Genomic DNA, 20,942 nt, shown 5'->3' with positions numbered 1-20,942 from the left:
GAGTGATCACCACCGCGTGCCTTCGGAACTCGTCGGTGGGGCCGCATAGTATGTCCGGGTGTCAGCCTCGTCGGGATCATTCGTCCATCTCCACAACCACACCGAGTACTCGATGCTCGACGGCGCGGCGAAGATCACGCCCTTGTTCAAAGAGGCGACACGGCTCGGGATGACCGCCGTCGGCATGTCCGACCACGGCAATATGTACGGCGCGTCGGAGTTCTACAACTCCGCCAAGAAGCAGGGCATCAAGCCGATCATCGGCATCGAGGCGTACATCGCGCCGGAGTCCCGGTTCAACACCAAGCGCGTGCTGTGGGGCGACCCGTCGCAGAAGAGCGATGACGTCTCGGGTTCGGGTTCCTACACCCACATGACCATGGTCGCCGAGAACGCGACGGGTCTGCGTAACCTGTTCAAGCTGTCGAGTCTGGCCTCCATCGAAGGTCAGCTCGGCAAGTGGGCGCGCATGGACGCCGACATCATCGCCGAGCACGCCGAGGGCATCATCGCCACCACCGGCTGCCCCTCGGGCGAGGTGCAGACCCGGCTGCGCCTGGGCCACGAACGCGAGGCCCTCGAAGCCGCGGCCAAGTGGCAGGAGATCTTCGGGCCGGAGAACTTCTTCCTGGAGATCATGGACCACGGGTTGTCCATCGAACGCCGGGTGCGCGAGGGCCTGCTCGAGGTCGGCAAGAAGCTGGGCATTCCGCCGCTGGCCACCAACGACTGCCACTACGTGCACGAGCACGACGCGTCCAATCACGAAGCGCTGCTGTGTATTCAGACCGGCAAGACGCTCTCGGACCCGACCCGCTTCAAGTTCGACGGCTCCGGCTACTACCTGAAGTCCGCCGAGGAGATGCGCGCCATCTGGGACGCGGAAGTCCCCGGCGCGTGCGACAACACGGTGCTGATCGGCGAGCGCGTCCAGTCCTACGACGACGTCTGGGCCCACCGCGACCGGATGCCGATCTTCCCGGTGCCCGAGGGCCACACCCAGGCCACCTGGCTCGAGCACGAGGTCATGGTCGGCCTGGACCGGCGCTTCCCGAGCGGGCCGCCGGAGGAGTACATCTCGCGCGCCAAGTACGAGCTCGGCGTCATCAACGAAATGGGCTTCCCCGCTTACTTCCTCGTCGTCGGTGACCTCATCACCTATGCCCGCTCGGTCGGCATCAATGTCGGCCCGGGCCGTGGTTCGGCGGCCGGCTCGCTGGTCGCCTACGCCATGGGCATCACGAACATCGACCCGATTCCGCACGGTCTGCTGTTCGAGCGCTTCCTCAATCCCGAGCGCGTGTCCATGCCCGATATCGATATCGACTTCGACGATCGCCGCCGCGGTGAAATGGTCCGCTACGCCACCGACAAGTGGGGCAGCGACCGGGTCGCCCAGGTGATCACCTTCGGCACGATCAAAACCAAAGCGGCGCTGAAGGACTCGGCCCGCGTGCAGTTCGGCCAGCCGGGCTTCGCCATCGCCGACCAGATTTCCAAGGCGCTGCCGCCGCCGATCATGGCCAAGGACATTCCGCTCTCCGGCATCATGGATCCCGAGCACGAGCGGTACAAAGAGGCCGCCGAGGTCCGTGAGCTCATCAACACCAACCCGGACGTCAACAAGATCTACGAGACCGCACGTGGTCTCGAGGGTCTGATCCGCAACGCGGGCGTGCACGCCTGTGCGGTCATCATGTCGTCCGAACCGCTCACCGACGCGATCCCGGTCTGGAAGCGCGCGCAGGACGGCGCCATCATCACCGGCTGGGACTACCCGTCGTGTGAGGCCATCGGCCTGCTGAAGATGGACTTCCTGGGCCTGCGCAACCTCACCGTCATCGGTGACGCGCTGGTCAATATCAAGGCCAACCGCGGCATCGAACTCGACCTCGACACCCTGCCCCTGGAAGACCCGGCCACCTACGAACTGCTCGCGCGTGGTGACACCCTCGGCGTGTTCCAGCTCGACGGTGGCGCCATGCGAGACCTGCTGCGCCGCATGATCCCCACCGGCTTCGAGGACATCGTCGCCGTGCTCGCGCTGTACCGCCCCGGCCCCATGGGCATGAACGCGCACAACGACTACGCCGACCGCAAGAACGGGCGGCAAGAGGTCAAGCCCATCCATCCGGAGCTCGAAGAGCCCCTGAAGGACATCCTGCGCGATACCTACGGCCTGATCGTGTATCAGGAGCAGATCATGCAGATCGCGCAGAAGGTGGCCGGGTACTCCCTCGGCCGAGCCGACATTCTGCGCCGCGCCATGGGTAAGAAGAAGGCAGAAGTCCTCGAGGCCGAATTCGAGGGCTTCGAAAAGGGCATGCTGGAGAACGGTTTCACCAAGCCGGCCATCAAGGCGCTGTGGGACACGATTCTCCCGTTCGCCGGTTACGCGTTCAACAAGTCGCACGCCGCCGGCTACGGCCTGGTGTCGTTCTGGACCGCGTACCTGAAGGCCAACTATCCCGCCGAGTACATGGCCGGTCTGCTCACCTCCGTCGGTGACGACAAGGACAAGGCCGCCGTCTATCTGGCCGACTGCCGCCGCCTGGGCATCCAGGTGCTGCCGCCCGACGTCAACGAGTCCGAGCTCGAATTCGCCTCGGTGGGCAACGACATTCGCTTCGGCATGGGCGCGGTGCGCAATGTCGGCGCGAACGTGGTGGCCTCGATCATCGCCGCGCGCAAGGAGAAGTCGAAGTTCACCGACTTCTCCGACTACCTGAACAAGATCGACGCCATCGCCTGCACCAAGAAGGTCACCGAATCCCTCATCAAGGCAGGCGCTTTCGACTCGCTCGGGCATCCGCGCAAGGGCCTGCTGCTGGTGCACTCCGATGCCATCGACGCGGTCATGTCGACCAAGAAGGCCGAGGCCATCGGCCAGTTCGATCTCTTCGGCGGCCTCGACGACGCCGACGAGTCCATTGCCAGCGTCTTCAATGTGAAGGTCCCCGACGAGGAATGGGAGACCAAGCACAAGCTCGCCCTGGAGCGGGAGATGCTGGGCCTCTACGTGTCCGGGCACCCGCTCAACGGCGTCGAGCACGTCCTCGCGGCCCAGTCCGACACCCAGATCCCCGCCATTCTCGAGGGCGATATCAAGGACGGCGCGCAGGTCACCATCGGCGGCATCTTCGCCAACGTCACCCGCCGCGTGAACAAGAACGGGCTGCCCTGGGCCTCGGCCCAGCTCGAGGACCTCACCGGTGGCATCGAGGTGCTGTTCTTCCCGCAGTCCTACTCCGTCTACGGCATGGACGTCACCGAGGACGCCATCGTCCTGGTCAAGGCCCGCGTCAGCGCCCGCGACGACCGCGTCTCCCTGATCGCCAACGACCTTGTGGTGCCGGACCTTTCGTCCATCGGCGTGGACAAGCCGCTGTCGGTGGTCATCCCCACCCGGCTGTGCACCCCCGACAAGATCGGCGAGCTCAAGCGGGTGCTGTCCCGGCATCCGGGCACCGCGAACGTGCACATCAAGCACGTCGGCTCCCGGGATCGCACCACCATGCTGAAGGTGGCCGACAACCTGCGGGTCTCACCCTCCTCGGCCCTCATGGGCGACCTGAAGGCCCTCCTCGGCCCAGGCTGCCTGGGCGCGGTCTGATCCCGATACCCCCGTCGCACCGTGTGCCCCCTCGTCTCGGCGAGGGGGCACACGTGTTGTCACAGCCAGGTGGGTCGCCGACGATGCGATTGACGGACTCGTCGCGATTACCGATGGTGAAGCTGCCGACCGTGGACCGATAGGTCCGGGAGCCGGAAGGTCCGGATCAGCGGAGGTTGCGCGCCCCGCCGATGATCCAGCGCAGCGCCGCGATCACCGTCGCGCCGAGCACCGCGGCCTGCACCGATCCGGTGATCAGGGCGAGTGTCAGGCAGACCACCACACCGGCGAACAAGGCTTCCAGCTTGTAGACCGGCCATGCCGTCCCGGCGATGTCCACGGAAGCGTGCGAGCGGGGCTGCTCGGTGTCCGTAGGGTGAACCACTGCCATACGGTAAGGGTAGACGGTGATACAAAGTTCGGGCAACCGAAACCTCTGTCGGGAACAACACAGGACCGTGCTTGGTTACCCAGGTCATGCCACTTATCGGAGAGTACGAACCCAGCCCGTCCGACTGGTCACGAGAGCAGGCCGAGCAGTACGAGAACTCCGGAGGCGCGGAGGCCAACCTCCTGCAAGGTGTGCCGATCATTCTGCTGACCACCCGCGGCAACAAGTCCGGCAAGCTCCGCAAGACCCCGCTCATGCGGATCGAGCACGACGGCGAGTACGCGGTGGTCGCCTCGTTGGGCGGCGCGCCCAAGCACCCGGTCTGGTACTGGAACGTCAAGGCCGATCCGCATGTGGAACTGCGCGACCGGGACGTGGTCAAGGACTACGACGCCCGCGAGGTCACCGGCGACGAGAAGGCCCTCTGGTGGAAGCGGGCCATCGAGGTGTGGCCCGACTACGCCGAGTACCAGAAGAAGACCGACCGCCAGATCCCGCTGTTCGTCCTCACCCCGCGCCCCTGAGCGCCGCCCGCCGTATCGCCGGGAAGCACGGCGGCCGGTGAGAGAAGGTCCCGGTCCGACATGACCGGGACCTTTTCGTGGCGCTGCTGCAGGCCCGCCGCATGCTCCCAGCTAGCATGTTCGGGTGTCTGATCCGCTTGTTATCGCCGAGAGAGTGTCCGGTTCGCTGCCCGAGTTGACAGCGGACGAGATCGATGCGGCCGCGAAGCGAATTTCGGACATTATCGAGCCGACGCCGCTCCAAAGAATTCCGCGGCTGTCGGCGCTGACCGGGGCCGAGGTCTACCTCAAGCGGGAGGACCTCACCGCCGTCCGCTCCTACAAGCTGCGCGGCGCCTACAACCTCATGGTGCAGCTGACCGCCGCCGAGAAGGCCGCGGGCGTGGTCACCGCCAGCGCCGGAAACCACGCGCAGGGCGTGGCTTTCGCCTGTAAGGCCATGGGCGTCACGGGCCGCATCTACGTGCCCACCACCACCCCGAAGCAGAAGCGCGACCGAATCCGCGTCCACGGCGGCGAATTCGTGGAACTCATCGCCGTCGGCGACACCTTCGACGCGGCCGCCGCGGCCGCCGCCGACGATGTGAAGCGCACCGGGGCGACCATGGTCCCGCCCTTCGACGATCCGCGCACCGCGGCCGGGCAGGGCACCATCGCCGCCGAATTCCTCGAACAGCTCGGCCGCGAGCCCGATCTGGTGGTGGTGCCGGTGGGTGGCGGTGGCTGCCTGGCGGGTATCGCCACCTATCTGCGGGAGCGGTCGCCGCACTCCGCGATTCTCGCGGTGGAGCCGACGGGCGCGGCGTCCATGACGGCCGCGCTGGTGGCCGGCGGCCCGGTGACGCTGCCCGAGATCGACCCGTTCGTGGACGGCGCCGCCGTGCGCCGGGTCGGCGGAGTCGGCTACCAGGCGGTGGTGCGCTTCGGCGGCCAGGTCCGCTCGCACGCCTCGCTGCCCCTGCTGACCAGCACCGAAACCGGTTCGGGCGCAGGCTCTTTCCGCATGATTCACGTGGACGAGGGCGCCATCTGCACCGCCATGCTGGAGCTGTACCAGAACGAGGGCATCGTCGCCGAGCCGGCGGGCGCGCTCGCGACGGCGGCGCTGCGCGAGGTCGAGATCGAGCCGGGTGCGACGGTGGTGGTGCTGCTCTCGGGCGGCAACAACGACGTCTCCCGCTACGGCGAGGTCATCGAGCGTTCGCTGGTGCATCAGGGCCTGAAGCACTATTTCCTGGTGGACTTCCCACAGGAGCCCGGCGCGCTGCGTCGCTTCCTGGACGAGGTCCTCGGGCCCGATGACGACATCACCGTGTTCGAGTACGTCAAGCGCAACAACCGCGAAACCGGCGCCGCCCTGGTCGGCATCGAACTGGGTACCCCGGAGGGCCTGGAGCCGCTGCTCGGGCGGATGGACAAGTCGCCGATCCAGTGTGAGCGGCTGGATCCGAACTCGCCCGCCTACCGGTATTTGACCTGACCGGTGACCCGTGTGATCCGACCCCTCGTTCGGGATCACACGGGTCCGGTTGCCCCGGCGGGGCTTTCAGGCGTGCAGGAGATATCCCGCCGCCGAGCTGTGAATGATCCGCGGCCGGCCCAGCTTGCGGTCCAGGCGCGTGATCACCTCGTCCACGCCCGCGGTCGAGGTCGAATCGCTGCAGAAGGCGGCGATCTCGGCCGGCGTGACAAGGGTTCCGGCGCGCGCGGCCAGCAGTTCCAGCGCGCAGAATTCGCGGGTGGTCATGGTCAGCAGGATTCCGCTGCGGCGCACCCGCCGGCGTATTCGGTCCACCACCAGATCCCCGATGGTGAGCACGGGCGAGTGCGGCGAGCGCCGGGGCGAGCACAGGGCCCGCACCCGTGCGGCGAGCTCGCCCAGTGAGAATGGCTTGGCCAGATAGTCGTCCGCGCCGCCCGCATAGCCCTCGCGGCGGTCGGCCGGGCTGTCGCGCGCGGTGATCAGCAGTGCGGGGGTGCGATCACCCGATTCCCGTTGCCGCCGTACCAGTTCCAGTCCGTCGCCGTCGGGTAGCCCGCGGTCGACGATGAGGCAGTCGTAGATCCGCACCCCGCAGTGCTCGGCGGCGTCGGTGAGATTGCGGGTCAGATCGACGATGAATCCGGCCGCCCGCAGTCCGTCCGCGACTCGCTCGCCCAGCCGCTCGTCGTCCTCGCACACCAGGACACATACGCTGCGGGCGCTCACTCCATCGTCGGACATGCCGCCACCGTGCCATAGGGATCGTGAACGAATCGTGAGCGATCGCCTGGAGAGCGCGGGACGTTAACGCCGTGGGAGGGGCACTTGTGGGGGCACGCGCCGCGGTTAACGACCGCGTGGCCCGGGCGCGATGATCGGGTAGTTCACTACGCGTGAAACCGAACGGTCAGGGCGGGAGGCTGACGTTCATGAAAAGGCTGGTCGTGTGTTGTGACGGCACCTGGAAGGCCGAGTCGAGCTCGACGGTGTCGAACATCGTGAAGATCGCGGAAGCGGTCAAGCTGACCGGGACGGACAAGGAGGGGAAGTCCGTCGGTCAGCGCATCAACTACGTCTCGGGTCCGGGCTCGCGTGGCTTCATGTCCGACAAGGTGCTGGGCGGCGCGTTCGGTCTGGGCCTGGAGGCCAATCTGTCGGCCGCCTACTGGCAGCTGGCCCTGAACTGGGAGCCCGGGGACGAGATCTACATCTTCGGCTTCAGCCGGGGCGCGTACACCGCCCGCAGCCTCGCGGGGATGATCAACCGGCTCGGAATCCTGACCTACGAGGCCATCATCGGGGGTAAGTACCCGAAGGCGCTGGGGATCTACAAGACCCGCAAGAAGAACCCCGACGATCCGGATCCGCCGGAGTGGGCGGCCTTCCGCGCCGCGAACTGCCACCCCCAGAGGCCGGTCATCAATTTCCTCGGCGTCTTCGACACCGTGGGCGCGATGGGCGTCCCGGGTATCACCTCGTGGCTGCACAGCTTCCACGATGTGCGGCTCTCGCGCATCGTGCTGTGCGCGCGTCAGGCCCTGGCCATCGACGAGCGGCGGCGCGCCTTCGAGCCCTGCCTGTGGGAGATTCCCGCCGATCAGCGCGAGCTCTACGACCGTCCCGACCGGGTGAAGCAGGTCTGGTTCGAGGGCGTGCACAGCGATATCGGCGGCGGCTACGCCGACTGCGGGCTGTCCGACATCACCCTGCGCTGGATGATCGCCGAGGCCGAGGCCGAGGGACTGGCCTTCGATCACGACCGCCTCGACACCCTGCTCAGCAGCTGCCCGTTCGACGCCACGCACCTGCACGATTCGCTGAGCCTGAGTTTCCGGGTGCTGAACTACGCCCGCCTGGCGACCGGCTGGCGCAGCCCGCGCTTCTACTGGGATTCCTGGCGCAAGCTGTTGCAGCCCGAGGACCAGGACAGCTTCCTGGCCGCCAGCGTCCCGGACCGGAAGGGCTACCGCCCGGCGAATATTCACCGCTGGTGCGAGCATCGGGGCGGTCCGGTGCCGCCGGATCTCATCGAGCCCGTCGACCAGGTGCCACGCGCTGCCGGTGACGGCGGTCCGGAAGAATCCGCCGCCTGAGCGGCCGGCCGCTCAGCGCACCAGCAGGGCCACCGGCAGCCGGGCGAACAGCTTCTCCAGCCGTGCGCGCCCGGAGAAGGTATGGCCGGTGAGCCGGTCGGTCCAGTGTCCCTGCGGCAGATCCAGCACGGTGTCGGCCCAGCCGCCCGCCTCGTCCAGCCGGATGCTGTGCCGGGTGACGGCCACGATCACCTCGGGGGTCTCCCCGGTGCGGCCGCGGGCGTAGGAGAGCAGGTGCTGGGCGCGGTCGCCGGCCGCGAACAGCGGGATGTAGGCGCCGCCGACGAAGCAGTCGGGGCGTTCCCGGCGCAGCCACAGCGCGTACGCCACGATCCACATCTTGACCGCACCGGTCGGGTCGAGATCCGGTGTGCCGGTGAGGGATTGCAGCAGCAGGGAGCGGTGGGTGAAGTCCACCGGGCGGCGGTTGTCGGGATCGACGAGCGAGTCCTCCCACAGCTCGCAGCCCTGGTAGACGTCCGGGATGCCGGGGCCGCACAGTTGCAGCAGCTTCTGCGCCAGCGCGTCGGTCCAGGCGTGGCCGGCCAGATCGGCCACGAACTCACCCAGCTCGGCCCCGACCGGTCCGTCGATGACGGTGTCGATCCAGCGGTGCACCGCCGTCTCGAACTCGACATCCGGTTCCTCCCAGGAGGATTGGGTGCCGGCCTCGCGAACCGCCTTCTCCGCGAACTGATGTAGCCGCTCGCGCAGCCCGGGCACGGCCGCGGCGGGGCGGCCGTCGGCGGGCCACACCCCGAACATGTTCTGCAGCAGGAACAGTGTGGTCGCGCCGTCGGGTCCGGGCGCGATCTCCTCCCAGGTGCTGACCGAGCGCGCCCAGATGTCGGGCACCTGCGAGAGCATGCCGATGCGGGCGCGCACGTCCTCGCCGCGCTTGGTGTCGTGGGTGGACAGCGCGGTCATGCCGGCCGGCCAGCGTTGCGCGCGTTCGGCATTGGCGAGGTGGAACTCGATGGGCGAGCAGCCGAAGCGGGCCGGGTCCGCGCCCATCTCCTGCAGCGACACCAGCCGCGCGGCGCGGTAGAACATGGTGTCCTCCACGGCTTTCGCGCTCATCGCCCCGCCCACCTGGTGGAAGCGGGTGGCGGCCTCGCCGCCGGTGGCCAGCGCGGTCACCAGCACCTGCAGCGGCGCGGTCAGCTCGGCATTGCGCCGTGCGACCTCGGCGACGACGGCCCCGACCATGCCCGCCAGCGGCGCGTAGTCGGTGCGGTAGACCGGCATGAACGACAGCACCTCGATGGCGGCATTGGTGAGCGCCATGGTGTCGAAGGCGTCGGCGCGGGCGTCGCGCTTGACCGCGGCCACCAGCCGGCGCACCTCGGGCACCAGCATGGTCTCGGCGACGGCGCGGCGAATCCGGTGTTCCTGCTCGGTGAACCAGGCCCGGTCGCTGCCGTGCCCGGTGAACTGCCGTGACAGGTCGGTGAGCTGTTTCTCGCCGTCCGGGTCGATGAGTACGCCGCCGATGTCGGCGAGGGAGTCGTAGCCGGTGGTGCCGTCGATGGGCAGGGTGGCGTCGAGGGGCTCACGATTGGAGAGCACCTTCTCCACCAGCAGCAGCCGCTGCGGTCCGATGAGCTGGCGCAGCCGCCGCAGGTACTCGGCGGGCTGGGCCAGTCCGTCGGGATGATCCACGCGCACACCGTCGATGAGGTCGTGCTCGCACCAGGCGGCCAGCTCCCGATGGGTGGCCTCGAAGACCGCCGGCTCCTCCTGCCGGATGGCGGCCAGCCCGCCCACGGTGAAGTAGCGACGGTATCCGCACAGCCCCGACTTCCAGTTGACCAGGCGGTAGTGCTGTTTGTCGTGAATGCGCAGCGCGTTCTCGCCGTCGGTGCCGGGCGCGATGGGGAAGCGCAGATCGTGCAGTGCCAGCATGGGTTCGGGCCCGGAGCGGTCCACGGTCAGCGCCGCCGGATCGTTCTCCCCGGCCAGCACCGGCAGCGCGATGCGCCCGCCGGCGCCATTGCCCGGCGTCCAGTCGATATCGAACCAGGTGGCGTACTTGGACTTCTTGCCCTGCCGCAGCACATCCCACCACCACTGGTTCTGCCGCGGATCGGCCACCGCCACATGGTTGGGCACCAGGTCGACGATGAGTCCCATACCGCGGCTGCGCACCTCGTCGGCCAGGGCCTTGAGCCCGGTCGGCCCGCCCAGCGCGGCCGACACCGTGGTCGGATCGGTGACGTCGTAGCCGTGGGTGGAGCCGCGTGTCGCGGTCATGACGGGCGACAGGTACAGATGCGAAATGCCCAGTTGCTGCAGGTATTCGGCGATGGCGCGCGCGTCGGTGAAGGTGAGCGCGTCGGGCCGCAGCTGCAGGCGGTAGGTGCTGCGCACGGGCGTCTGCCGGGCGATGGGTCCGGTGAGGTGTTCGGGCGAGCTGGTCATGGCGGTATCGATCATGCCGTACGGCGCAGCACGAGTAGACAGCGTGCGGGCACTTGCACCGTTGCCGCAGCGGGGAGGACGGTGTCGGCGGCGGGGCGGCCGGTGGGCGTGGCGCAGTCCAGGGCGACCGACCAGGCATTACCGTGCCGGTCGTCGGGGAGGGCGAAACCCAGGGCTTGGTCGTGAGCGTTGAAGCACAGCAGGAACGAGTCGTCGGTGATGCGTTGCCCGCGCGGGCCCGGCTCGTTGATGCCGTCGCCATTGAGGAACACCGCCAGCGAGCGGGCGAAGCCGGTCTTCCAGTCAGCGTCGGTCATGGCCGCGCCGCCGGGGGTGAACCAGGCGATATCGCCGAGGTCGTCGGGATCGGGCGCCGGATCGAAGAAGCGGCGCCGCCGGAACACCGGGTGCGCGGCGCGCAGCGCGACCGCGCGCCTGGTGAATTCGAGCAGATCGGCATTGGTGTCCATGAACGTCCAGTCCATCCACGACAGCGGTGAATCCTGACAGTAGACATTGTTGTTGCCGCGCTGAGTGCGGCCGAATTCGTCGCCGTGCAACAGCATCGGGGTGCCCTGGGAGAGCATCAGGGTGGCGAGCAGATTACGGGATTGCCGCGCGCGCAGGGCCAGGATCTCCGGATCCTCGGTCGGGCCCTCGACGCCGCAGTTCCAGGAGCGATTGTAGTTCTCGCCGTCGTGATTGCCCTCGCCGTTGGCGTCGTTGTGTTTCTCGTTGTAGGACACCAGATCCGCCAGCGTGAATCCGTCGTGTGCGGTCACGAAATTGATGCTGGCGCCGGGCCGACGGCCGGTGGCCTCGTACAGATCCGAGGACCCGGTGAGCCGGGAGGCGAACTCGCCCAGTGTCGCCGGCTGCCCGCGCCAGTAATCCCGCACGGTGTCACGGTATTTGCCGTTCCATTCGGTCCAGGCCACCGGGAAATTGCCGACCTGATATCCGCCCTCGCCGACATCCCAGGGTTCGGCGATGAGCTTCACCTGGCTCACTACCGGATCCTGGTGCACCAGGTCGAAGAAGGTGGAAAGCCGGTCCACATCGTGCAATTCGCGGGCCAGGGTGGCCGCCAGGTCGAAGCGGAATCCGTCCACGTGCATCTCGAGGATCCAGTAGCGCAGCGAATCCATGATCAGCTGCAGGGCATGCGGGTGGCGCATGTTGAAGCTGTTGCCGGTGCCCGTGTAATCCATGTAATGCTGTGGATCATCGTCCACCAGGCGGTAATACGCGGCATTGTCGATGCCGCGGAAGCTGATGGTCGGCCCGAATTCATTGCCCTCGGCGGTGTGGTTGTAGACCACGTCGAGGATCACCTCGATACCGACGGCGTGGAAGGCGCGCACCATGGTCTTGAATTCGGTGACCGCGGCGGCGGGGGAGGAGCCCGCGGCATAGCCGCGATGCGGCGCGAAATAGCCGAAGCTGTTGTAGCCCCAGTAATTCCGCAGTCCCCGGTCCAGCAGAATGCGGTCGTCGAGGTACTGGTGCACCGGCATGAGCTCCACGGCCGTCACGCCCAGCCCCCGCAGGTGTTCGAGGATCGCCGGATGCGCCATGCCCGCGAAGGTGCCGCGCAATTCCGGCGGCACCTCCGGATGTGCGACGGTCATGCCCTTCACGTGCGCCTCGTAGATGACGGTCTCGTGGTACGGCCGCTTCGGCGCGCGATCGTGGGCCCAGTCGAAGTACGGGTTGATGACCACCCCGGTCATGGTGTGCCCGAGCGAGTTCTGCCCGAAGTTGTAGGGCGCGGTGGCGGTCCCGAAATCGCCCTCGAACGCCTTGCCGTACGGGTCCAGCAGCAGCTTGCTGGGATCGCAGCGCAGCCCCCGCTCCGGATCGAAGCCCCCGTGCACCCGGAAACCGTACCGTTGCCCGGGCCCGACGCCGGGCAGATAGGCGTGCCAGACATAGCCGTCCACCTCGTCGAGCGGCACCCGGGTCTCGCGGTGGTCCGCGTCGATCAGGCACAGCTCCACCCGCCGGGCCACCTCGGAGAACACCGAGAAGTTCGTTCCGGCGCCGTCGTAGGTCGCGCCCAGCGGATAGGCGGTCCCCGGCCAGACACCGAGCGCGGTGGTGCCGGGAGTCGCGGGAGACATGATCCAGACCCTAGCGGGCCGGATCGTCCTCCCCGCCGAGTCCCCGCCGCCAGGTCTGCCCGACCAGATCGACGCCGAAGCTGTGGTGCGGATTCGATTCCACCAGTTCGAATCCGGCGCGCTGGTAGATGTGGCGCGCGGAGTCCAGCACGCTGTTGGTCCACAGCACCATCTCGGTGTATCCCGCCGCGGTGGCGAAGCGCAGGCATTCGTCGACCAGTGCGCTGCCCACGCCGAGCCCGCGGACGGACGGTTCCACCAGTAGCAGTCGCAGCCGGGCGGTCGTGTCGTCCTCGCGCATGCAGTAGACGCAGCCGACCGGGCTGCCCTCGTATTCGGCGATCCAGGCCCGTTCCCGTTGCGGGTCATGGGAACTCAGCCAGTTCGCGACGATGGTGGCGGCCAGCGTCTCGTATTCGGCGTTCCAGCCGTACTCCTCGGCGTAGAGCACGGCATTGCGGGTGATCACCCAGCCGTGGTCGCCGGGCCGGGGTTCGCGCAGCATCACGCCGGCGGGATCGGGCTCGGAGTCGGTGTCGAGGATCTGCTCGATGGTGCGCATGGCCCCGACCAACCGGGTGCGCACCGTCGGGGAGTGCGGGACCAGCAGATCCCCGATCTGGTCCTGGGTGCGCTGGTCCAGCACCGTGAAGGCCGCCCGGCCCGCCTCGGTCAGCTCCACCACCTGCCGCCGGCCGTCGGCGTCGGATCGGCGGCGGGCGACCAGGCCGCGCTCTTCGAACCGGGCCAGGATGCGGCTCAGGTATCCCGGGTCCAGATCCAGAGCCAGCCGCAGGTCCACCACCTCGGTGGCCCCGAAATGGGCCAGCTCGAACAGGATTCTGCCCTCGGTGAGCGAGTACTCGGTGCCGAGCATCTCGCCCTGCAGGACGCCGATGATGCGGGTGTAGCGCCGGTTGAAGGCGCGGACGGCGGCGATCTGCTGTGCCTCGACCGGGCGATCGGTCGTCTCGACGGCCATGCTGGCTCCAATCCTTTGACCGAGTCAAAGAATACGCCCGGGGTGCGGTTGGGTGGCCGGGTTCGTGGTAACTTGAACGCCGTTCAAGCCCGCTCCTCGAAGGACTTCTCGTGGCATCGACCGAGCCTGTTGCGGCACTGACCGAGCCTGTTGCGGCACTGAGCGAAACTGTTGCGGCATCGACCGGGCCTGTCGGGGCGCTGCCCTCCGGCGAGATCACCGCGCTCGACGCCGCTCACGTGTGGCATCCCTACGGCGGTTTCCCGGCCACCACCGCGCCGCTGGTGGTCGCCTCCGCGTCCGGCACCCGGCTCACCCTGGCCGACGGCCGGGAACTGGTGGACGGTATGAGCTCCTGGTGGGCGGCCGTGCACGGGTATCAGCACCCGGTGCTGGACGCCGCCCTGCTCGCCCAGTCGCGGAAGATGAGTCACGTCATGTTCGGCGGGCTCACCCACGAGCCGGCGGTGCGGTTGTCGCAGCTGCTGGTCGAGCTCACGCCCGAGGGCCTGGACAAGGTCTTCCTCTGCGACTCCGGCTCGGTGTCGGTGGAGGTCGCGGTGAAGATGTGCCTGCAGTACCAGCGGGCGCTGGGGCGGCCGGAGAAGCACCGGCTGATGACCTGGCGCGGCGGCTACCACGGCGACACCTTCACCCCCATGAGCGTCTGTGATCCCGAGGGCGGCATGCACTCGCTCTGGACAGATGTCCTGGTTCCGCAGGTCTTCGCGGGCCCGCCGCCGGAAGCCTATGAGCCGCAATATGTCTCGGAGCTGGAGCGGACCCTCGCCGCGCACGCGCACGAATTGGCCGCGGTCATCGTGGAACCCGTGGTGCAGGGCGCGGGCGGCATGCGCTTCCACGATCCGCGCTACCTGGCCGATCTGCGCCGGCTGTGCGACGAGCACGGCGTCCTGCTGGTGTTCGACGAGATCGCCACCGGATTCGGCCGCACCGGAACACTTTTCGCCGCCGAGCAAGCGGGCATCCGGCCCGACGTCATGTGCGTGGGCAAGGCCATCACCGGCGGCTACATGAGCCTGGCCGCCGCACTGTGCACCACCGAGATCGCCGAAACCATCAGCCGCTCGCACGGCGGCCTCATGCACGGCCCGACCTTCATGGGCAATCCCCTCGCCTGCGCGGTCGCGGTGGCCTCGATCGAACTACTGCTCTCGCGCGACTGGCAGCGCGAGGTCCGCGATATCCACACCGGCCTCACGGAAGGCCTGGCCCCCGCCCGCGACCTCCCCGCCGTCGCCGACGTCCGCACTCTCGGAGCAATCGGCGTCGTCGAGCTGAACCAGCCGGTGGACATGCGCAAAACCACCCACGCCGCAGTCGAATCCGGCGTCTGGCTACGCCCCTTCCGCAACCTCATCTACTGCATGCCGCCCTTTATCAGCACCCGCGACGACATTCGCCGCATCGCCACCGCCATGGTCGCCGCCGCGGCCGTCTGACCACCGGGTTCGCGCTCCGGTCGAAATACCTCTGAAACAGAGCTATTGTGGGAGCGTGTCCGAGACTCCCCGGGAGAACGCCGAAAGCGACGGCTATGCCGAGCTGATGACGCTGCTGTTCAGCTCGATGGGTCGGCTGCGGCGGCAGGTTGGCCGGTTGGCCGGGCGGTCGTTCGATGAGCCGGGGCTGTCCGGGGCGCAGTCGGAGTTCTTGCGGCTGGTGGGGCGGCGGCCGGGGATCTCGGTGAAAGAGGCTGCCGGAGAACTGGGTTCGGCGGCGAACAGTGTGTCGACGCTGGTGACCGAGTTGGTCAAGGCGGGGCTCGTGGTGCGTGAGCCGGATCCGCGGGACCGGCGGACGATGCGACTGTCGCTGACCCCGGACGCGCAGCGGATCGCCGACGAGACGCGGCGGCAACGGCACGCCGTGGTTGCCGAGGCGCTCGACCAGCTCACCGCAACCGAACGCGCACAACTGCGCAACGGTCTGGCGGCCATGACGCGCCTCACCGATCTGCTGCACGAACGCGAGCACTCCCGCGGAGGCGACCGATGACCAGCGTGCCCGCCGTCGAATGCGCCGGCCTGACCCACCGCTACGGAACCAGCACCGTGGTCGACGATCTCACCCTCACCATCGAACGCGGTGAGGTGTTCGGCCTGCTCGGCCCCAATGGCGCGGGCAAGTCCACCACCATTCAGCTGCTCACCACGCTCATGCCCATCCAGTCCGGCAGCGTCCGGGTGTTCGGGCTCGATGTCACGGCCCACGCCGCGGACGTCCGCTACAACCTCGGCTATGTACCGCAACAGCTCTCGATCGAGGCCGGGCTGACCGGGCGGCAGAATGTGGCCTGGTTCACCCGGCTGTTCGACGTGCCGCGCGCCGAGCGGGGCGAGCGGGTGGACGAGGTGCTCGACGCCATGAACCTGCTGGACGTGGCCGACCGGCTGGCCGGCGGCTACTCGGGCGGCATGATCCGCCGCCTCGAACTGGCCCAGGCCCTGGTGAACCGCCCCGCCCTGCTGGTGCTGGACGAGCCGACGGTGGGTCTGGATCCCATTGCGCGCGACAGCGTCTGGGAGCGGGTCGCCGAGATGCGCGCCGGCTACGGCACCACCGTGCTGCTCACCACCCACTACATGGCCGAGGCCGACGCGCTCTGCGATCGAATCGCACTGCTGCACAAGGGCGTGCTGCGCGCGACCGGTTCGCCCGCCGATCTGAAGGCCGGGATCGGCCCCGGGGCGACCCTCGAGGATGTCTTCCGGCATCACGCGGGGGAGAGCCTCGACGATGTGACCGAAGGGAACATGCGCAATGTCCGAAGCACTCGCCGGACCGCCCGGCGCGCGGGCTGATACGGCGTTCACGCCGGTCCTGGCCCCGCGCGGCTGGGCGCGCCTGCCCCGGCTGGCCTCCCGCATGGGCACCTTCGCGCTGGTGGAGATCCAGAAGCTGCGCCACGACCAGACCGAAGTCCTCACGCGCGCAATCCAGCCCGTGCTGTGGATGGTGATCTTCGGGACCACCTTCTCCCGCCTGCACGCGCTGCCCACCGGTTCGGTGCCGTACCTGGACTTCCTCGCTCCCGGCGTGATCGCCCAATCGGCGCTGTTCATCGCGATTTTCTATGGCATCCAGATCATCTGGGACCGCGATGCGGGCATTCTCACCAAACTGCTCGTCACCCCGACCCCACGAGCCGCGCTGATCGCCGGAAAGTGTTTCGCCGCAGGCGTTCGCGCCATCGCCCAGATCCTGGTGATCGTGATCGTGGCGCTGCTCATGGGTGTGGCCCTCACCGGCAATCCGCTGCGCGTGCTCGCCACCGTTCCCGTGGTCTTCCTCGGCACCGCCTTCTTCGCCTGCCTGTCCATGACCATCGCCGGGCTGGTGCGCGCCCGGGATCGGCTGATGGGCATCGGCCAGGCCATCACCATGCCGCTGTTCTTCGCCTCCAACGCGCTCTACCCCGTGGACCTCATGCCGACGTGGCTGCGGGTCGTCAGCCACGTCAACCCGCTCAGTTACGAGGTGGACGCGCTGCGCGGCCTGCTGATCGGCACACAGGCCGACCTCTGGCTGGACTTCGGTGTACTGGCCGGGGCCGCCACCCTCGGCGTCGCCACCGCGTCGGCCCTGCTGGGCCGGTTGGTCCGGTAGGCCGACGCGGTCTCGGCCACCGGTGTGGTGCCGTGTCGGCTCGCGCGGTGCGAGCCGTCAACGGTTGGCCCGTCTTTCGCGCACCTTGTCTGAATTGTCACTGTCTGACAGGACTTCCCAGACCTTGAATACGCAGTGATAGTCGTCGGACCAGCCACGGGCGATCAGCATGAAGGTGTCGCCGTCGCGCAGGATGGTGCGGCGGCTGATCAACTTCGGATGATCGGGTTGGAATTTCGAGACGAGGTCCGGGACTTTCGCGAGGGCTTGTTCGCGGGTTCCCACCACCTCTGTGAGGATCTTCGGACTCCAGGTTTTGCTGTCGCCGAAGCCGGTCGTCTGCTCGACCACTATTGCCCATCGTGGCATCGCGCAGCCTCCTTACGACTTCCCAGCATAGCGCCGTGTACCGACACCCATGGCCCCCTGAACGGTGTTCAAGTATGCTTCCGAGCTGTGACTGCCGATCCCCTGAGCTGGCTCGACACGCGCGCCGCCGAGCGCGTGGACGCCGGGCTGCGCCGTGAACTGCGCCCCCGCACCTCCGACACGGTGAGCATCGACCTGGCCTCCAACGACTATCTCGGGCTGGTCCGCCACCCCGAGGTGATCGAGGGCGCCGTCGCCTCGGTGCGGTACTGGGGCGCCGGCGCGACCGGCTCGCGCCTGGTCACCGGGACCACCGCCGAGCACGAACAGCTCGAGACCGAACTCGCCGAATTCGTCGGCGCGGAGGCCGGATTGGTGTTCGCCTCCGGCTACGCCGCGAACCTGGGCGCGGTCACCGCGCTGGCCGGCCGTGGCGCACTGGTGGTTTCGGACGCGGGCAGCCACGCCTCGCTGGTCGACGCCTGCCGGCTGTCGCGGGCGCGGGTGGAGATCGCGCCGCACTGCGACCCGGCGTCCGTGGACCGCCTGCTGTCCGAGCGCACCGAGGAACGTGCACTGGTCTTGACGGACTCGGTGTTCAGCGCCGACGGGGATCTCGCGCCGCTGACCGAACTGCACCGGGTGACCCGGGCCAATGGCGCGGTGCTCATCGTGGACGAGGCGCACGGCCTGGGGGTGCGCGGCACCGGCGGCCGCGGCTTGGTGCAGGAGTGCGGGCTGGCCGGCGAGCCCGACCTGGTGATCACCGCGACCCTCTCGAAAGCCTTTGCCGCCCAGGGCGGCGCGGTGCTGGCCAGCGAACGGGTCCGCGCCCACCTCATCGACGCCGCCCGCACCTTCATCTTCGACACCGGCCTGGCGCCCGCCGCCGTCGGCGCGGCCCGCGCGGCCCTGCGGCTGCTGCGCCGCGATCCCGAGATGGCCCAGCGGGTGCTCGACCGCGCCGCCGATCTCGCCCGCATCGCCGGTGTCGGCCAACCGGATTCGGCCGTCGTCCCGGTCATCCTCGGCGATGCCCAGGTCGCCTATGACGCCGCCCAGGCCTGCCGCGCCCGCGGTCTCAGCGTCGGCTGCTTCCGCCCGCCGTCGGTCCCCGAGGGCACCTCCCGCCTGCGCCTGACCGCCCGCGCCGACCTCACCGAGGCCGAGTTGGCCACCATCGCAACCATTCTCGGCGAGGTCCTCGCCGAAGCCCGTGGGCGGCAGGTGGTCCCGGCATGAGCCGCCTCCTGTTCATCACCGGCACCTCCACCGACGTCGGCAAGACCATCGTCACCGCGGCCCTGGCGGCGACGGCCCGCGCCGCAGGTCTGGACGTCGCCGTCTGCAAGCCGGCCCAGACGGGCGTAGCCCCCGGTGAACCCGGCGATCTCGCCGAAATCACCCGATTGAGCGGGGTCACCCGCACCCTGGAACTGGCCCGCTACCCGGAGCCCCTGGCCCCCGATACCGCCGCCCGGCGCTGCGGCCGGCCGCTGCTGACCCTGTCCGAGACCATCGCCGGCATCGAGTCCTGCGCGGACGCGGACCTGGTCCTGGTCGAGGGCGCCGGCGGCCTGCTCGTCCGCATCGGCGACTTCACCCTCCTCGACCTGGCCCAAAAACTCGGTGCCTCGGTGCTTCTGGTAGCGGCCCCCGGCCTCGGCACCCTCAACCACAGCGAACTGACCACCCGAGCCCTGACCGCCGCCGGCGTCCCCTGCGCAGGCCTCGTCATCGGATCCTGGCCCGCCACCCCCGATCTCGCCTCCGAGTGCAACCGCACCGACCTCCCCGCCGTAACCGGCGTCGACCTCATCGGCTCCATCCCCTCGGGCGCCGGCTCCTGGCCCGCCCCCGATTTCACCGCCGCCGCCCCCACCTGGTTCGACCCGACCTGGACCGCGAGCAACCTCCTCACCCGCTTCTAGCGATCGGTGGCGTGGGCCAGTGCCTCGCAGAGCCGGAATCCTCGCCGTCTGCCAGCCGCGCCGGCGACGCGAAGTACCGCGGGCCCCGATGCTGATGACGAGTGGCGGGCGGGTTGCCTCATGAATTTCTAACGGGTGGTTGCCCATGCTGGGGGCATGGATGAGTTGGCGGCGGTCGCGCATGTGTTGCGGCGCACCACCTTCGGGCCGTTTCCGGGGCAGGTGGAGGCCCTCGTCGATCGGGGTGGTGGCGGGGATGTCATCGAGAGTGTGCTGGCCGCCGCTCCGGTGGTGCCTGCGACGCCGGTGTTCGATGAGGAGGCCGATGCCGTTTCGAATGGGCCGGTTGGTTCGTGGCTGCGGGCGATGGCGGATCCGGCGGCCGGGGTGCACGAGAAGATGGTGTGGTTCTGGCACGGGCATTTCACGTCGAGTCACGACAAGGTCGATACCTGGGATCTGATGTGGCGGCAGCACCTGTTGTTCCGGAAATTCGCGCTGGGGAATTTCCGGGAGCTGGCGCAGGCGGTGACGGTGGACGGGGCCATGCTGCAGTGGCTGGACGGTGCCGGGTCGGTTGCGCAGGCGCCCAATGAGAATCATGGGCGAGAGCTCATGGAGTTGTTCACCCTCGGGCGGGGGAACTACACGCAGCAGGATGTGGAGGCCGCAGCGGTCGCCTTGTCCGGATGGAGTGTCGACGACCACGGGTCGGTGGCATTCGATCCGGAATCCGGGAATCAGCGGGCCGTGGAGCTGCTGGGACGTCAGGTGACCACCGTTCGCGATGCCGTCGACGTGCTGTGCGATCGGCCCGAGAGCGCGCGGTTCCTCGCCGCGAAACTGCACCACTTCCTGGTGGGCCGAGTCGCCTCGGACCAGCGGCTGACCGAGCTGGCTGCGGTATTCACGCAGGCACACTTGGAAATTCGGCCCCTGGTGGCGGCGATCCTGCGCGATCCGTCGTTCGGGGAGGCGAGGTACGCGCGCCCGCGCTATCCGGTCGAATGGGTCACGGCCGCCCTGGCGGTGTGCGGGATCGACAATGCGGCAACCGCTTTCGAGACGATGACCGCGCTCGGTCAATCGCCGTTCTATCCGCCGAATGTGGCGGGCTGGCCGCCGGGGAATCGGTGGGTCGCGCCGGGTACGGCCGTCGCGCGAGCGGCACTGGCGGTGAACGCGCCCGCACTGACCGAGATCGCGGGGGCCGGCGACCCGGTCGCGGCCGCGTTCACCCGCGCCTCGATCTTCGACCCGAGCCCCGGAACCCGCACCGCCGCCCGCGATCTGGCGTTCGAACTGCGCCGGAATCCGGAACAGGCCGCGACGGCCCTGCTGGCCCTGATCATCACCTCGCCGGAATTCACGCTGGCATGAAC

General features: G+C 68.5%; 17 protein-coding genes. 11 read left to right on the top strand and 6 right to left on the bottom strand.

From position 1 onward, the window contains the following. Positions 1 to 58: 58 nt before the first annotated feature. The gene (gene dnaE / locus ABZV44_RS29085) at positions 59 to 3,613 is read left to right on the top strand and encodes a DNA polymerase III subunit alpha (RefSeq protein ID WP_354842906.1); all 3,555 of its coding nucleotides are present in this window, start codon (positions 59 to 61) and stop codon (positions 3,611 to 3,613) included. Between the two features lie 166 nt (positions 3,614 to 3,779). On the opposite strand, the gene ABZV44_RS29080 is transcribed toward dnaE, so the two are convergent. Further along, positions 3,780 to 4,004 (bottom strand): hypothetical protein, encoded by a 225-nt coding sequence (locus tag ABZV44_RS29080; protein ID WP_354842903.1) that lies wholly within the window; start codon positions 4,002 to 4,004, stop codon positions 3,780 to 3,782. 86 nt (positions 4,005 to 4,090) lie between these two features. Between ABZV44_RS29080 and ABZV44_RS29075 the strand changes: the two genes are divergently transcribed. Both ABZV44_RS29075 and ilvA read left to right on the top strand, forming a co-directional pair. Then, the gene (locus tag ABZV44_RS29075) at positions 4,091 to 4,528 is read left to right on the top strand and encodes a nitroreductase family deazaflavin-dependent oxidoreductase (protein WP_354842901.1); all 438 of its coding nucleotides are present in this window, start codon (positions 4,091 to 4,093) and stop codon (positions 4,526 to 4,528) included. Between the two features lie 124 nt (positions 4,529 to 4,652). Then, entirely contained in the window at positions 4,653 to 6,008 is a 1,356-nt protein-coding gene (ilvA, locus tag ABZV44_RS29070; RefSeq protein ID WP_354842898.1) for a threonine ammonia-lyase IlvA, read from the top strand. Between the two features lie 66 nt (positions 6,009 to 6,074). Here ilvA and ABZV44_RS29065 read toward each other — a convergent pair whose 3' ends face one another. After that, complete coding sequence (locus ABZV44_RS29065) at positions 6,075 to 6,752, bottom strand: response regulator (protein ID WP_354842895.1); 678 nt, start codon at positions 6,750 to 6,752, stop codon at positions 6,075 to 6,077. A gap of 188 nt (positions 6,753 to 6,940) precedes the next feature. Between ABZV44_RS29065 and ABZV44_RS29060 the strand changes: the two genes are divergently transcribed. Next, positions 6,941 to 8,104: a DUF2235 domain-containing protein gene (locus ABZV44_RS29060; RefSeq protein WP_354842892.1), complete on the top strand. Its 1,164-nt coding sequence runs from the start codon at positions 6,941 to 6,943 to the stop codon at positions 8,102 to 8,104. 12 nt (positions 8,105 to 8,116) lie between these two features. Here the strand turns inward: ABZV44_RS29060 and treY are convergent, their stop codons facing one another. Genes treY through ABZV44_RS29045 form a run of 3 tightly spaced genes read right to left on the bottom strand, consistent with a single transcriptional unit; the run spans position 8,117 to position 13,630 of the window. Further along, a complete protein-coding gene (treY, locus tag ABZV44_RS29055) occupies positions 8,117 to 10,525 on the bottom strand; it encodes a malto-oligosyltrehalose synthase (RefSeq protein WP_354842889.1) in 2,409 nt (802 codons plus the stop codon). A gap of 11 nt (positions 10,526 to 10,536) precedes the next feature. Then, positions 10,537 to 12,648, bottom strand: coding sequence for a glycogen debranching protein GlgX (gene glgX / locus ABZV44_RS29050; protein ID WP_354842886.1), 2,112 nt, complete (start codon positions 12,646 to 12,648; stop codon positions 10,537 to 10,539). A 10-nt stretch (positions 12,649 to 12,658) separates the two neighbouring features. Further along, a complete protein-coding gene (locus tag ABZV44_RS29045; RefSeq protein ID WP_354842884.1) occupies positions 12,659 to 13,630 on the bottom strand; it encodes a bifunctional helix-turn-helix transcriptional regulator/GNAT family N-acetyltransferase in 972 nt (323 codons plus the stop codon). A gap of 200 nt (positions 13,631 to 13,830) precedes the next feature. Between ABZV44_RS29045 and ABZV44_RS29040 the strand changes: the two genes are divergently transcribed. From ABZV44_RS29040 to ABZV44_RS29025, 4 genes are all read left to right on the top strand, one after another. Beyond that, positions 13,831 to 15,093 (top strand): adenosylmethionine--8-amino-7-oxononanoate transaminase, encoded by a 1,263-nt coding sequence (locus ABZV44_RS29040; protein WP_354843211.1) that lies wholly within the window; start codon positions 13,831 to 13,833, stop codon positions 15,091 to 15,093. Between the two features lie 55 nt (positions 15,094 to 15,148). Further along, positions 15,149 to 15,649 carry a MarR family transcriptional regulator gene (locus tag ABZV44_RS29035; RefSeq protein WP_354842881.1) on the top strand — a complete coding sequence of 167 codons (501 nt, stop codon included), beginning with the start codon at positions 15,149 to 15,151 and terminating at the stop codon, positions 15,647 to 15,649. Then, positions 15,646 to 16,455: an ATP-binding cassette domain-containing protein gene (locus ABZV44_RS29030; protein WP_354842878.1), complete on the top strand. Its 810-nt coding sequence runs from the start codon at positions 15,646 to 15,648 to the stop codon at positions 16,453 to 16,455. The genes ABZV44_RS29035 and ABZV44_RS29030 overlap by 4 nt, the downstream gene beginning before the upstream one ends. Positions 16,456 to 16,519: 64 nt before the next feature. Then, a complete protein-coding gene (locus tag ABZV44_RS29025) occupies positions 16,520 to 17,260 on the top strand; it encodes an ABC transporter permease (RefSeq protein WP_354843208.1) in 741 nt (246 codons plus the stop codon). A gap of 57 nt (positions 17,261 to 17,317) precedes the next feature. Here the strand turns inward: ABZV44_RS29025 and ABZV44_RS29020 are convergent, their stop codons facing one another. Then, positions 17,318 to 17,611, bottom strand: coding sequence for a hypothetical protein (locus ABZV44_RS29020; protein ID WP_354842875.1), 294 nt, complete (start codon positions 17,609 to 17,611; stop codon positions 17,318 to 17,320). A gap of 105 nt (positions 17,612 to 17,716) precedes the next feature. Here ABZV44_RS29020 and ABZV44_RS29015 point away from each other — a divergent pair, with 105 nt between their 5' ends. From ABZV44_RS29015 to ABZV44_RS29005, 3 genes are all read left to right on the top strand, one after another. Beyond that, entirely contained in the window at positions 17,717 to 18,871 is a 1,155-nt protein-coding gene (locus tag ABZV44_RS29015; RefSeq protein ID WP_354842872.1) for an 8-amino-7-oxononanoate synthase, read from the top strand. After that, a complete protein-coding gene (bioD, locus tag ABZV44_RS29010; RefSeq protein ID WP_354842869.1) occupies positions 18,868 to 19,560 on the top strand; it encodes a dethiobiotin synthase in 693 nt (230 codons plus the stop codon). Before ABZV44_RS29015 ends, bioD begins: the two co-directional genes overlap by 4 nt. A 156-nt stretch (positions 19,561 to 19,716) precedes the next feature. After that, the gene (locus tag ABZV44_RS29005; RefSeq protein WP_354842866.1) at positions 19,717 to 20,940 is read left to right on the top strand and encodes a DUF1800 family protein; all 1,224 of its coding nucleotides are present in this window, start codon (positions 19,717 to 19,719) and stop codon (positions 20,938 to 20,940) included. Positions 20,941 to 20,942: the final 2 nt, after the last annotated feature.

The sequence above is a fragment of the Nocardia sp. NPDC004860 genome (assembly GCF_040609015.1).
Taxonomy (GTDB): Bacteria; Actinomycetota; Actinomycetes; order Mycobacteriales; family Mycobacteriaceae; genus Nocardia.
The sequence above is the reverse complement of the archived record's forward strand: the minus strand, read 5'-3'. Positions and strand labels throughout refer to the sequence as shown.